The organism is Mycolicibacterium palauense, assembly GCF_002592005.1.
GTDB classification, from domain to species: domain Bacteria; phylum Actinomycetota; class Actinomycetes; order Mycobacteriales; family Mycobacteriaceae; genus Mycobacterium; species Mycobacterium palauense.
Window position 1 is genome coordinate 1 of record NZ_NVQF01000060.1, and the last position, 12499, is coordinate 12499.

Annotated in this window: 13 protein-coding genes; 4 read left to right on the forward strand and 9 right to left on the reverse strand. The window is 71.2% G+C overall.

The window, feature by feature from the left end:
• On the reverse strand, positions 1-335 hold a 335-nt coding region (locus CSR00_RS20535; protein WP_141564410.1), incomplete at its 3' end, for a hypothetical protein.
• Between the two features lie 101 nt (positions 336-436).
• Between CSR00_RS20535 and CSR00_RS20540 the strand changes: the two genes are divergently transcribed.
• Both CSR00_RS20540 and CSR00_RS31320 read left to right on the forward strand, forming a co-directional pair.
• A complete protein-coding gene (locus CSR00_RS20540) occupies positions 437-1117 on the forward strand; it encodes a LamG domain-containing protein (protein ID WP_245906326.1) in 681 nt (226 codons plus the stop codon).
• The gene (locus CSR00_RS31320) at positions 1048-1233 is read left to right on the forward strand and encodes a hypothetical protein (RefSeq protein ID WP_245906322.1); all 186 of its coding nucleotides are present in this window, start codon (positions 1048-1050) and stop codon (positions 1231-1233) included. The genes CSR00_RS20540 and CSR00_RS31320 overlap by 70 nt, the downstream gene beginning before the upstream one ends.
• Here CSR00_RS31320 and ccsB read toward each other — a convergent pair.
• From ccsB to CSR00_RS20575, 7 genes are all read right to left on the reverse strand, one after another.
• Positions 1215-2228: a c-type cytochrome biogenesis protein CcsB gene (gene ccsB / locus CSR00_RS20545; protein WP_176562167.1), complete on the reverse strand. Its 1014-nt coding sequence runs from the start codon at positions 2226-2228 to the stop codon at positions 1215-1217. The genes CSR00_RS31320 and ccsB overlap by 19 nt on opposite strands.
• The gene (gene resB, locus CSR00_RS20550) at positions 2228-3907 is read right to left on the reverse strand and encodes a cytochrome c biogenesis protein ResB (protein ID WP_099024279.1); all 1680 of its coding nucleotides are present in this window, start codon (positions 3905-3907) and stop codon (positions 2228-2230) included. The genes ccsB and resB overlap by 1 nt, the downstream gene beginning before the upstream one ends.
• Positions 3904-4734: a cytochrome c biogenesis CcdA family protein gene (locus CSR00_RS20555; RefSeq protein ID WP_099024280.1), complete on the reverse strand. Its 831-nt coding sequence runs from the start codon at positions 4732-4734 to the stop codon at positions 3904-3906. Before CSR00_RS20555 ends, resB begins: the two co-directional genes overlap by 4 nt.
• Positions 4731-5360, reverse strand: a complete 630-nt coding sequence (locus tag CSR00_RS20560) for a TlpA disulfide reductase family protein (protein WP_099024281.1) — start codon at positions 5358-5360, stop codon at positions 4731-4733. Before CSR00_RS20560 ends, CSR00_RS20555 begins: the two co-directional genes overlap by 4 nt.
• 4 nt (positions 5361-5364) lie before the next feature.
• Positions 5365-5946, reverse strand: coding sequence for a histidine phosphatase family protein (locus tag CSR00_RS20565; protein ID WP_099024310.1), 582 nt, complete (start codon positions 5944-5946; stop codon positions 5365-5367).
• 52 nt (positions 5947-5998) lie between these two features.
• Positions 5999-7306, reverse strand: coding sequence for a glutamate-1-semialdehyde 2,1-aminomutase (hemL, locus tag CSR00_RS20570; protein WP_099024282.1), 1308 nt, complete (start codon positions 7304-7306; stop codon positions 5999-6001).
• Positions 7307-7391: 85 nt separating this feature from the next.
• Complete coding sequence (locus CSR00_RS20575; RefSeq protein ID WP_099024311.1) at positions 7392-7784, reverse strand: nitroreductase/quinone reductase family protein; 393 nt, start codon at positions 7782-7784, stop codon at positions 7392-7394.
• 89 nt (positions 7785-7873) lie between these two features.
• On the opposite strand from CSR00_RS20575, the gene CSR00_RS20580 reads away from it, so the two are divergent.
• Together CSR00_RS20580 and CSR00_RS20585 are read left to right on the forward strand one after the other, a co-directional pair.
• A complete protein-coding gene (locus CSR00_RS20580) occupies positions 7874-9313 on the forward strand; it encodes an HNH endonuclease signature motif containing protein (RefSeq protein WP_099024283.1) in 1440 nt (479 codons plus the stop codon).
• Between the two features lie 117 nt (positions 9314-9430).
• Positions 9431-9811 (forward strand): nitroreductase family deazaflavin-dependent oxidoreductase, encoded by a 381-nt coding sequence (locus CSR00_RS20585; protein ID WP_099024284.1) that lies wholly within the window; start codon positions 9431-9433, stop codon positions 9809-9811.
• Between the two features lie 79 nt (positions 9812-9890).
• Here the strand turns inward: CSR00_RS20585 and CSR00_RS20590 are convergent, their stop codons facing one another.
• The gene (locus tag CSR00_RS20590) at positions 9891-12452 is read right to left on the reverse strand and encodes a heavy metal translocating P-type ATPase (protein WP_099024285.1); all 2562 of its coding nucleotides are present in this window, start codon (positions 12450-12452) and stop codon (positions 9891-9893) included.
• Positions 12453-12499: the final 47 nt, after the last annotated feature.

Consider the following 12499-nt stretch of genomic DNA (forward strand, 5'->3'; position numbering starts at 1 on the left):
TGCCGGCCGGCGGGCATGCTGGGGGGTTCGGAGAACCGCCGCTGAGAGCGGAAGCCCTCGACGGGACGCGGGACGGGGTCACCGGCCACCGGGACGCCGTACTCCGGGGTGTGGAACTCGGCCCCCTGGAATTCGGCCCTCTGGAACTCCGCCGTGTGGAACTCGGCCGTCTGGAACTCGGCCCCGTGGAGCTCGTGGGCATGGGAGTTCTGCTCGATCAGGCCGGTCGGCGGGTCGGTGTCTTCGCGGCCGTGGCGGCCTTCGGCGCCGGGTGCCGGGTGGTCGGACGCCGGGTGGTCGGACGCCGGGTGATCGGGCGCCGGGTGATCGGGCACTGCTCGGATCTCCTTGTGGACGGGGTCGGCGCCACTTTATCGCAGCCGGCTGGGCGGCAGCCGCGGCGAGGAAACCCCCCGGGCGGTGGTTGGCTCGGGGCATGAGCGACTACGGTGCGACGTCGATCGACGAAGACTTCGGCAACGGGCTCGACGAGAACGTCTGGTTGCCCGCGTACCTGCCGGCCTGGAGTTCGCGTGCGGCGGCGGCCGCCGACTGGTCGGTGTCCGAGCGGGGACTGGTGTTGCGGATCGGCGCCGGGCACCCACTCTGGTGCCCGCAGGATCACCAACCGCCACTGCGGGTTTCGGCGGTACAGAGTGCCAACTGGTCCGGGCCCGTCGGAAGCACCCTCGGCCAGCAGCCCTTCCGCCCCGGTCAGCGGGTTCGCGAGGCGCAGCCGGAAATGTGGGGCCTGACACCCCTGTACGGGACGGTTGAGGTGACCTGTCGCGCCGACATCGACGAAGCCAGCATGTTCTCGGCCTGGATGATCGGGCTGGAGGATCTCCCGTCCCGGTGCGGTGAGATCTGCCTGGTCGAGGTGTTCGGCTCCACGGTCCGATCCGGCCCCGGGGCACCACGGCCGCCGTCGGCCGGGGCATCCACGCGTTCCGGGATCCGGCCCTGGCCGAGGATTTCGCGGCCCCGGTCCTGCCGCTCGACCCGGCCGGACTGCACAGCTATGCCGTGGACTGGACGCCACAATCGGTGCGATTCAGCGTCGACGGAGAACAGACACACGTTTCCGCCCCGGCACCCGCCTACCCGATGCAGCTGATCCTGGGCGTGTTCGACTTCCCCGGCCAACGCGACCCAGGCGTCTCGTCCACGGCCCGATTCACGCCGCGGCTGCATGTCACCCGCGTGCGTGTGACTCAGCCGACTCCGGCGTAGGAGTGCAGGCCGACGGTGACCAGGTTGATGAAGAACAGGTTGAACACCATCGCGACGAAGCCGACGACGTTGATCCACGCGGCCTTGCGGTCCCGCCAGCCGGCGGTCGAACGCGCGTGCAGGTAGGCCGCGTACACGACCCACGCGATGAACGACACCGTCTCCTTGGGGTCCCAGCCCCAGTACCGGCCCCAGGCCTCCTCGGCCCAGATGGCCCCGAAGATCACGCCGAACCCGAAGATCGGGAAGCCGAAGATGGTGGTCCGGTAGGCGATGCGGTCCAGCGTCTGGGCGTTCGGCAGCCGGGAGACCATCCGCGCGAACACCCCGTCGCCGCCGGCCGGGCTGTCCTCGTCGCCCCAGCGCGACGTCTTCAGCAGAAACAGCATGCTGGCCACGCCGGCCACGAGGAAGACGCCGGAACCGAGGCTGACGACCGAGACGTGGATCGGCAGCCAGTAGCTCTGCAGCGCCGGCATCACCGGGGCGGCATGGGTGTAGAGCCACTTGCCCGACACCGTCAGCAGGATCAGCACCGGCACCAGCACGAAGACCCACAGCGCGCGGTACTGCGGGCGGCGCAACACCACGGCGGCGGCCACCAGGCCCGACAGACACGTCAGGTTGATGAACTCGTACATGTTGCCCCACGGCACCCGGCTGGTGGCCAGACCGCGCAGCACGATGCAGGCGAACAGCAGCCCGATGCCCAGGTAGACCAGCGCGAGCCCGGCCCGGCCGACGCGCTCGTCGACGCTGCGGACCGGTCGCTCGGCGACCACACCGGGAGTGGCGCTGTCGGCGGTCACGACGCTCGATCCGCCCCCCGCCCCCACTCCGGCGGCGACCAGTTCCCGTTCGGTCACCCGGCGACCACGGGTGTAGGCCAGTTCGACCGCCAGCAGCAGCAACGCCGCCACCAGCACCACCACCGAGGACGTGAACGCCCAGTCGGAGTAGCGGGCCAGCCCGATGTCGATGTGGTCGCTGTTCATCAGACCTTCTCTCTCGATGCCTCGGCACCGGCCGGCGGTGCGGAGTCCAGCCCCGCCAGCAGCCGTTCGGTGAGGTTCTCGAACTCGTCGCCCCAGCCGGAATTGTCGGTACGCGCCAGTCCGCCCAATTCGACGTTCACGGTACCGCCGGCCGCGCCGTCCCCGCTGGCCGGCACGATGCGCACCCAGATGCGGCGCCGCCGGATCAGCAGCGACACCACCAGCCCGGCCATCATCGTCAGGGCGAAGACCAGTACCCACACCTGACCCGGATCGTGGGAGACCTGCAGGTTCACGAACGGGGTGGCGCCGTCGAAGCGCACCACCGTCCCGTCGTCGAGGCGGACCTGCTCCCCGGCACGCAGGTTCACCCGGTCGACCTTCGTCAGCCGGCCCTGGTGCATCAGCCGGGCGTCCAGCGAGAACAGCGACTGCGGCCGGCCACTGTCCAGGCCGGTGTCGCCGCGGTAGATGTCGACGGCGACGGCGGGGTCGCGCAGCGCCGGGAAGCTCGACGACAGCAGGGTGCCGTCGAGCTGGGCGGTGGGCGCGAACAACCCCTGGATGGCGATCTGGTGTTTGCGGCGCTCGTCGTCATCGGGATAGGTCCCCGCCGGCGGGTCCAGCCGCACCACCCCCGAGGACAGGAAGGTGAACTGGTCGTCGGGGCGCCACTGGATGGTCTCGCTGCGGGTCTGTCCGTCGGGGAAGGTCACCGTGAACGTCGGCGCGTACCCGTGGCCCTGCAGGTAGACCCGGTCGCCGCCGACCCGCAGCGGATGGTTGACCTCCAGCCGGTAGGGCCGCCAGGTCCCGGCGGCCAGGTCCTCGCCGGCCTGGTAGTCGATGTCCGCGGAGTACGACAGTGCCTGCCCGTTGTCCAGATAGTCGGCGTGGAAGTCGTTGACCCGCACGCACAACGGGTACAGCGAGGTGCCGTCGACGGTGTTGCCGGCGCGGAAGGTGTCGAACGCCGCCGGTGAGGCCGAGCAGACGCCGGGTCCGCCGTCGGCGATGACGATGACGTTTCCCTCGTAGCCGAACAGCTTGCCCACCGCCACCGCCACCAACAGGCCCAGCAGCGAGAAGTGGAAGACCAGGTTGCCGAACTCGCGCAGGTAGCCCTTTTCGGCGGATACCTCGACAGTTCCTTCACCGCCACGGCCTTCACCGCCACGGCCTTCGCCCCCGCGCACGGTGGTCCGCCAGCCGCGCAGCCGCTCCACCATCACCGCGGCCAGCTCCGCGGGCTCGCCCCGGGCCTGGGCTTCGGCGTGTTTGGGCAGCCGGGCCAGGTTGCGCGGAGCGGCCACCGGGACCGCGCGCAGGCTCTTGGCGTGTTCGATCATCCGCGGGGTCAGGCAGCCCACCAGCGAGACGAACAGCAGCACGTAGATGGCGGTGAACCAGGCGCTGGAGAACACGTCGAAGAACTGCAGGCGGTCCAGCCACGGGCCGATCACGTCGTGCTCGGCGATGTACTGGTCGACCTTGGCCGCATTCAGGCTGCGCTGCGGCAGCAGCGCCCCGGGGACCGCGGCCAGCGCCAGCAGGAACAGCAACACCAGTGCCGTTCCCATCGCGGTCAGTGCCCGCCAGGTGTTGCGCCCCCAGGCCAGCACCCTCCGTACCGGGTGCTTGAGCCCCTTCGCCGGCCCCTGTGTCGCACGCCCGGTCATATCGGCAGCACCACGTCGCTGACGAAGGCGTCGCGCACCCAGGACACGAAGTCGTTCCACACGCCGGTGACCAGGGCCAGCCCGACCAGGATGAGCAGCACGCCACCGAAGATCTGGATCGCTCGGGTGTGCCGGCGCAGCCAGTCGTGCCCGGAGACCGCCCACGACGAGCCGAACGCCAGCAGCACGAACGGGATGCCCAGACCCAGGCAGTAGGCGATCACCAGCAGCACCCCGCGGGCCACGCTGGCACCGTCGGTGGCCGAGGCCACGGTGATCACACCGGTCAGGGTGGGGCCCAGGCACGGCGTCCAGCCCAGCGCGAACACCGCACCCAGCAGCGGGGCGCCGGCGACGGTGGTCAGCTGCCGGGGGGCGAACCGGGCCTGCCGCTGCAGCGCCGGGATGAAGCCGACGAACACCAACCCCATGACGATGGTGATCACCCCGCCGATGCGTTGCAGCACCAGTTGGTTGGTGATCAGGGAGGTGGTCATCCCGAGTACCGCCACGGTGCCCAGCACGAACACCACGGTGAAGCCGGCGACGAACAGCAGCGCCGATCCGGCGATGCGCAGCCGTGCCGCCCGGATCGTGAACCGTGGCGCCGCGCGCACTCCGGCGGCCGCATCCCCGGCGCCGGGGCCGGAGCTCTTCGACGCGCCCGGGGCCGCCTGCACGCCGACGACGGCGGCCAGGTAGGACAGATAGCCCGGGACCAGCGGCACCACGCAGGGCGACGCGAACGACACCAGACCGGCCAGCACACACATCCCCGCGGCCAGCAGCAGCGGGCCCGTCGCGGCGAGTTCGGCGACCCCGTTCACTGCCGGGGCTCCGCGGACGGGGCGGGTTCGGCGGCCAGCCGCTGCACCACCGGCAGCAGGTCGGAGGCCAGCAGCTCGCGCAGGAAGACCGCCGCCACCCGGTGCTCACGGTCGAGCACGACGGTCGAGGGGATGACCGTCGTCGGGTACTTGCCGCCGAAGGCGATCATGGTCCGCATCGCGGGGTCGTAGATCGAGGGGAACGTCACGTCGCGGTCGGTGACGAAATCGACCGCGGCCTGCCGGTTGTTGTCGCGGACGTCGATACCCAGGAAGGCCACCCCGTCGGCGCGGGTGTCGTTGTAGACCTGCTCCAGCTGGGTGATCTCGGTCCGGCAGGGTCCGCACCACTGTCCCCAGATGTTGATCACGACAACCTGGCCGGCGAAATCGTCCAGCGACAGCGTGCGGTCCGGGTTCATCAGGTCCGGTCCCGAGATCGGCCCCGGGCGGCCCCGGCCGTCCGGGGGGTCGTAGAAGATGTCGGTCTTGCCGCCCGGTGAGACGAATTCGAAGGTGCCGTTCTGGGCGACGGCGTCGTCGCCGGTGGAGCAGCCGGCGACCAGGACGACCCCGAGGATGACCCCGACCAGCGCGGCCGTCCTCGCGATCACCCGTGTCGGCATGAGCTCAGCGCCCCGCCGGCTCGGCGTAGGAGATGCTCAGCAGCTTCTCGCCCGCATAGGTGAAGGTGGTCAACGAGGCCAGGTTGCACTGGCGCCGGCGCGGATCGTGCGCAAGCCAGGCGCCCTCCACCGACCGACGCAACGTCTCCACCGGCAACTGGTGGCTGACGCAGAGCACCTCGTGGCCTTCGGCCCTGATCCGGGCCCGGTCCAGCGCGGCGGACATCCGGGCCGCGATCTGCTTGTACGGCTCCCCCCACGACGGCGTGAACGGGTTGCGCACCTGCCACCACACCGCCGGGTTCTTCCAGACCCCGTCACCGGGTGAAATGCGTTTTCCTTCAAAGAAATTGGCCGACTCGATGAGGTCGTCGTCGGTGGCCACGGCCAGGTTGTGCCGGGCGGCGACGGGCGCCGCGGTCTCCTGGGCGCGCTGCAGCGGTGAGGCGATCACCGCGACGATGTCGTGACCGGACAGGTAGTCGGCAACGGCCTGCGCCTGTTCACGGCCCCGGTCGGAGAGCCGGTAGCCGGGCAGGCGCCCGTAGAGGATCTTCTCCGGGTTGTGCACCTCACCGTGGCGCATCACGTGCACCTTGGTGACGGGGGCCGCCTCCGGGCCGTTCGCAGCGGTCACCTCAGTCCCCCGGCTCGGTGGCCGCCGCGGCGGCGCGCGCGGCGTCGGGCAGTGCGGCGGCGATCCGCTCGAACGCGGCGTCGTCCAGCGCCGCCGAGACGAACCAGGTTTCGTAGGCGCTGCACGGCGGGTAGATGCCCGCGTCCAGCAGCGCGTGGAAGAACGGCGGGAACCGCCAGGTCTGGCTGGCGCGGGCGGAGGCGAAGTCGGTCACCGGCTCGTCGGTGAAGAACACCGAGAGCATGTTGCCGGCACGCTGGAGCCGGTGGGCCACACCGGCATCGGTGAGCGCGCCGGTGAGCAGGGCCGCCAGCCGGTCGGCGTTGGCGTCCAGCGCGGCATAGGCCGCCGCGTCGGCGTGGCGCAGGGTGGCCAGCCCGGCCGCCATGGCGACCGGGTTCCCCGACAGCGTGCCCGCCTGGTACACCGGGCCCAGCGGGGCCAGTCGTTCCATCACCTCGGCGCGGCCGCCGAACGCGGCCGCGGGGAGCCCGCCGCTCATCACCTTGCCGAAGGTGAACAGGTCGGCATCGACGGGATCGACTCCGTACCAACCACTTCGGCTCACCCGGAATCCGGTCATCACCTCGTCGAGGATGAGCAGTGCGCCGTGCTCGGCGGTGATCCTGCGCAGCGCCGCGTTGTAGCCGGGGGCGGGTGGGACGGTGCCCATGTTGCCCGGGCTGGCCTCGCTGATCACCGCGGCGATCTGGTCACCGAGTTCGGCGAAGGTCTGCTCGACGGCGGCGATGTCGTTGTAGGGCAACACGATGGTGTCGGCGGCGGTGGCGCCGGTGACCCCCGGCGAGGACGGCAGCCCCAGGGTGGCCACCCCGGAGCCGGCGTCGGCGAGCAGGGCGTCGACGTGGCCGTGATAGCACCCGGAGAACTTGACGATCTTGGGCCGGCCGGTGAACCCGCGGGCCAGCCGGACGGCGCTCATCGTGGCCTCGGTGCCCGAGTTGACCAGCCGCACCCGCTGCACCGGTGGCATCCGGTCGATGATCTCGGCGGCCAGCTCCGACTCCGTGGGGGTCGGCGCGCCGAAGGACAGTCCGTGGGCGGCGGCGTCGGTGACGGCGGCCACGACGGCCGGGTGGGCGTGGCCGAGGATCATCGGCCCCCAGGAGCACACCAGATCCACATAGCGGTTGCCGTCGGCGTCGGTGAGCCAGTACCCCTGGGCGGCGGTCAGGAACCGGGGCGTTCCGCCGACCGAGCTGAAGGCGCGCACCGGCGAGTTCACCCCGCCGGGAATCACCTTGCACGCGTCGGCGAACAGTTTGGCCGAAAGATCGGTACCGCTCATGACGACCAGTGTCCCAGCCTCCGGCCACAGGTCGACTACAGGGTGTAGTTGTCCAGGCCGCCCTCAGCCTGCCCTCAGCTCCCCCTCAGGTGGGCGTCAGCGCGAACACCGGGTGGTCGGCGGGGTCGGGCAGCCGGCGGAAGTAGCCGTCGACGGTCTTCCCGGCCTTCTCGCGGTAGGCCCGCAGGATCGGTTCGCGCAGTTCGACCGGGATCTCGGCGGCGCGGTAGCGGACGGCGTCGCCCCCGGCCACCAGGGTGATGTCGGGACGCGCCCGCACGTTCTTCACCCAGGCGGACTCGCCGCGGGTGGACACCAGGTGGCGCGTGGCGTCGACGTCGACGGTGATGACCGGGACCTCCTGGGTGCCCCCGGAACGTCGTGCCACCACCAGGGTGACGGTGCCGGACAGGCCGGTGGCCATGGCGATCCGGTTGAACACCTTGGCGGTGAACCAGGGCGGCTTGAGATAGGCCATGACCTGCAGTCTGGCCGACGCGGCGGCGGGGTGCGACGGGTTTCGGACGAGGGGCATTTCTTGTCGGTGCTTCGAACTAGTGTTCGAGTATGGCGGCAAGAGCGGATCGGGAGGCGGTGCACACCGCGCTCGATGACCTCGAGGCGGCGTTCGACAAGCTGGCCTCGCTGTCGTTCGATGCGCTGACCCCGCGGGAACTGCTGGCCGTGGTGGCCCGCCGCGAGGAGCTGGCGCGCCGGACGCCGGCGGTCGATTATCGACTCCTGCAGCGGCTCTGCACCCAGGCGAGTCCGGCCGAGCTCGGCGGCACCACCATGGCCGGCGTGCTGGCGTCCCGGCTACGGATCAGCAGGTCCGAGGCGCACCGCCGCCTCGATCAGGCCGCCGACCTCGGACCGCGGACCACCCTGACGGGCCAGCCCCTGGAACCGCGCCTGCCGGCCACCGCGGCCGCGCAGGCACGCGGGCAGATCGGCGCCGAGCACGTCCGGATCATCCGTGACTTCTTCGCCGCGCTGCCCCAGCACGTCGACGTTCCGACACGGGAGGCCGCCGAACGGGACCTGGCCCGGTACGCCTGCGACTTCGGGCCCGAGACGTTTCGCCGCGCCGCGCAGCGAATGGCGACGCTGCTCGACCAGGACGGCACCCTGGACGAGAACGACCGGGCGCGCCGGCGGGGCATCACGATCGGCCGCCAGCAGTCCGACGGGATGAGTTCGATCTCGGGCTGGCTGGATCCCGAAGCGCGGGCCTCGCTGGACGCCGTGCTGGCGAAGCTGGCCGCGCCGGGAATGTGTAACCCCGAGGCCGAGAAGCCGCGGGTCTCCGGAACCCCGTCGGAGCAGGAGATCGCCGAGGACACCCGGGATGCGCCACAGCGGGTCCATGACGCCGTGACGGCGGCCTGCCGGGCGGTCCTGGCCGGCGGGGACCTCGGCCAGCGCAACGGCCTTCCGGTGACCATCATGGTCTCGACCACGCTCGCCGAGCTGGAGTCCGCGGCGGGACAGGCCCTCACCGCGGCCGGCACGCTGCTGCCGATGAGCGATGTGATCCGGATGGCCGGCCACGCCCACCACTACCTGACCCTCTTCGACGGCAAGGGCCAGGCCCTGTGGCTGGGCCGTTCCCGGCGGATCGCCTCACCCGCTCAGCGGATCGTGCTGCAGAACCGGGACCGTGGCTGCACGTTTCCCGGCTGCACCGTGCCGGGCTACCTGAGCGAGGCGCACCATCTGGTGGACTGGGCCGACGGCGGGCGCACCGACGTCGATGACATGGCGCTGGCCTGCGGGCCACACAACAGACTGGCGACCACGGGCGGGTGGACCACCCGCCGTCGCCGAGACGGCCGAATCGAGTGGATACCCCCACCGGGTGTCGACCACGGCCAGGCCCGGGTCAACGAATACCACCACCCGGAGAACCTGCTGGCCCCCGACGACCGGACCGGCGAAGACGGGAGCGACGACGACGGGACCGGCGACGACGGGACCGGCGACGACGGGACCGGCGACGACGGCTGAGCCCGGTCCGCCGGGCCACACCGCGGTACGCGGGCCGGCCGCCGGCCACGCCTTGAGCCAACGACCGTCGACGGCCACCCCTTGAGCCGACGGTCGTCGAACGAGTTGGATGGGGGCATGCAACTCCCCCAATGGCTCGCACGGTTCAACCGGCATGTCACGAACCCGATCCAGCGGATCTGGGCGGGGTGGGCGCCGTCGATGGGCATCCTCGAACACGTGGGTCGCAAGTCCGGCAAGCCCTACCGCACGCCGTTGACGGTGTTCTCCACCGACGAGGGCGTGGCGATCCTGCTGACCTACGGCCCCGACCGCGACTGGCTGAAGAACATCACCGCTGCCGGCGGCGGGCGGATGAAGCGCGGCGGCCGCACGTTCGCGGTGTCCGACCCGCGGATGGTGACCAAGGCCGAGGCCGCCCCGCACGTCACCGGGCTGGGCCGGTTCTTCTTCGGCCGGCTGCCGTTCGACAACGCGGTCCTGCTGCGCCGGACCTGACCGGACCCGGTCGCCGGCAGGGCGGAACGCGCCGAGGTTCCCGACGGCCCCGAGGGTCGGGCCGGCACCCGATCGCCGATCACGCAACCGGGTGCTTGCGTTGGTGCTCGCCCGTTTCGACCACCGGATCGACGGCCGCGGGTTCGGCCGGCGGCGGCGACGTGATCCGGTGGCGGCGCAGCCGGTTGGCGTTTCCGACCACCGACAGCGACGACATGGCCATGGCGGCCGCGGCGATCATCGGCGACAGCCGCCACCCCAGGAACGGGTAGAGCGCGCCGGCCGCGATCGGAATACCGACGGCGTTGTAGATCAGGGCGAAGAACAGGTTCTCCCGGATGTTGCGCATGGTGGCGCGCGAGAGCGTGACGGAGTTGACCACACCGGCCAACGACCCCGAAATGAGGGTGATGTCGGCCGCCTCGATCGCGACGTCGGTACCCGTGCCGATCGCCAGTCCCACGTCGGCCTGCGCCAACGCGGGCGCGTCGTTGATGCCGTCACCGACCATCCCGACCCGGCGCCCCTCGGCCTGAAGCCGGCGAATCTCGTCGGCCTTGTGCTCCGGCAGCACCTCGGCAAGCACCCGCGTGATCCCCACCTGACGGGCAACCGCGGCCGCGGTGCGGGCGTTGTCGCCGGTGATCATCACGACCTCCAGGCCGAGCTGCTGCAGCGCGGCGATCGCGGCCACGGAATCGTCCTTGACCGTGTCGGCCACCGCGACCACACCGGCCGGCCGCCCGTCGACGCCGACCAGGATCGGCGTCTTCCCGTCCGCCGACAGTCGGGCCCCGATCTCCCCGAGTTCGGTGGCGTCCACGCCCTCCTCGGCGAGCAGCCGGGCCGTCCCGACGAGCACGCGGTGACCGGCTGCGGTTGCGCGCACCCCCTTGCCGGTGACCGAAGCGAAGTCGCGGGTTGTGGGCACGGCGATGCCCCGCTGCCGGGCCGCCGCCACCACGGCAGCGGCCACCGGATGTTCGCTGTCGGCCTCGGCCGCAGCCACCAGGCCGAGGAGCTCGTCCTCCGGCATGGCCCCGACAGGGACGACGTCGGTGAGTGTCGGCCGGCCGGCGGTGATGGTCCCGGTCTTGTCCAGCACGATCGTGTCGAGCCGGTGGGCGGTCTCCAGGGCCTCGGCCGAGCGGATCAGCACGCCCGCCCGTGCGCCCTTGCCGGTTCCCACCATGATCGACAACGGCGTGGCCAGGCCCAGCGCGCAGGGGCAGGCGATGATCAACACCGCGACGGCCGATACCAGCGCCAGGGTCAGGGCGGGCGCCGGGCCGGCGACGAACCAGAGCACGAAGGTGACCACCGCGATGGCGATGACCACCGGAACGAAATATCGGGAAATCGCGTCGGCGAGCCGCTGGATCGGCGCCTTGGACGCCTGCGCCTGCTGCACCATCCGGATGATCTGCGCCAGCATGGTGTCGGCACCGACCTTGGCGGCACGCACACGCAACGATCCGGTGGTGTTGACCGTGGCGCCGATGACCATGTCACCGGCGTGCTTGGTCGCCGGCATCGACTCGCCGGTCACCATCGACTCGTCCACCGCGGACTGCCCCGACAGCACCGCGGCGTCGACCGGGATCTTCTCGCCCGGCCGGATCACGATCTCGTCGCCGACCACGACCTCGTCGACCGGAACCTCCACCTCGCCGCCGTCGCGGACCACCCGGGCGGTGCGGGCCTGAAGCCCCAGCAGGGCGCGGATGGCCTCACCGGTACCCGCCTTGGCGCGCGCCTCCAGCAGCCGGCCGAGCATGATGAGGGTGAGGATCACACCGACCGCTTCGTAGTACACCTCCCGCAGGCCTTCGGGCAGCAGCCCCGGGGCCAACGTGACGAACAGGCTGTAGCCGAACGCGGCCGTCGTGCCGAGCGTGACCAAGCTGTTCATGTCGGCGCTGCGGTGGCGCAGTGCCAGCCACCCGGTGCGGTGAATCGGCCACCCCGTGTAGAACATCACCGGTGTGATCAGCGCCAGCTGCACCCAGTGGTTGAGCAGCAGGGGCGGCACCCAGTCCGGCGCCCGCAACAGGGTATGCGCCATCATCGCGATCAGCACCGGAGTGGTCAGCACCGCGCCGACGATGAAGCGCCTGGTCAGATCGGTGATCTCGGCTCGCTGTTCGGCGGCCCGGGCGGCTTCGGCGTCCGCGGCCGACTCCGAACGAGTCCCGGACCTGCCGGCGGTGGGGGGAGCCGCCGCCCCGGCCGTGCCCGCCCCCCTGGCTGCCCCGTCGCCGTGGCCGTTCGGGGTGACGACCAACGTGCCGTGCACCATGTTCATACCGCAGGCGAACCCGAAGGAGCCCGACCGCTCCGGGGTGAAGCGCACCGTCGTGTGCCGATGCGCGGGCAGGTTGGCCGAGAGCCGCAGGTCCGGGAAGACCACCTGCGATGTGCAGTCGCCGCCTTCTCGCCGGTCGAAGTCGATCTCCACCGGAACGCCCTGGTGCACTTTCACAACGTCGGGGCTGTATCCGCCCTGCACCAAGACGCTGACCCGCTGGACGCCCTCGCTCAGCTCGGCGCGCGCGGCCCGTCGTGGAGCGAAGAAGAACCAGCCCAGGCCGACGACCGCCGCCACCGCGATCGCTACGACAACACCGTCAATCCCCGTCATGACACGTTCCTCGGATTCGTGGCCGTCGACTCGGCCTCCGCGGGTCG

Excerpts from the sequence above, each read along its gene's own strand:
- CSR00_RS20540 (WP_245906326.1), top strand. The coding sequence starts at position 437 with ATGAGCGACTACGGTGCGACGTCGATCGACGAAGACTTCGGCAACGGG.
- ccsB (WP_176562167.1), bottom strand. The coding sequence starts at position 2,228 with ATGAACAGCGACCACATCGACATCGGGCTGGCCCGCTACTCCGACTGG.
- resB (WP_099024279.1), bottom strand. The coding sequence starts at position 3,907 with ATGACCGGGCGTGCGACACAGGGGCCGGCGAAGGGGCTCAAGCACCCG.
- CSR00_RS20560 (WP_099024281.1), bottom strand. The coding sequence starts at position 5,360 with ATGCCGACACGGGTGATCGCGAGGACGGCCGCGCTGGTCGGGGTCATC.
- CSR00_RS20565 (WP_099024310.1), bottom strand. The coding sequence starts at position 5,946 with ATGCGCCACGGTGAGGTGCACAACCCGGAGAAGATCCTCTACGGGCGC.
- hemL (WP_099024282.1), bottom strand. The coding sequence starts at position 7,306 with ATGAGCGGTACCGATCTTTCGGCCAAACTGTTCGCCGACGCGTGCAAG.
- CSR00_RS20575 (WP_099024311.1), bottom strand. The coding sequence starts at position 7,784 with ATGGCCTATCTCAAGCCGCCCTGGTTCACCGCCAAGGTGTTCAACCGG.
- CSR00_RS20580 (WP_099024283.1), top strand. The coding sequence starts at position 7,874 with ATGGCGGCAAGAGCGGATCGGGAGGCGGTGCACACCGCGCTCGATGAC.
- CSR00_RS20585 (WP_099024284.1), top strand. The coding sequence starts at position 9,431 with ATGCAACTCCCCCAATGGCTCGCACGGTTCAACCGGCATGTCACGAAC.
- CSR00_RS20590 (WP_099024285.1), bottom strand. The coding sequence starts at position 12,452 with ATGACGGGGATTGACGGTGTTGTCGTAGCGATCGCGGTGGCGGCGGTC.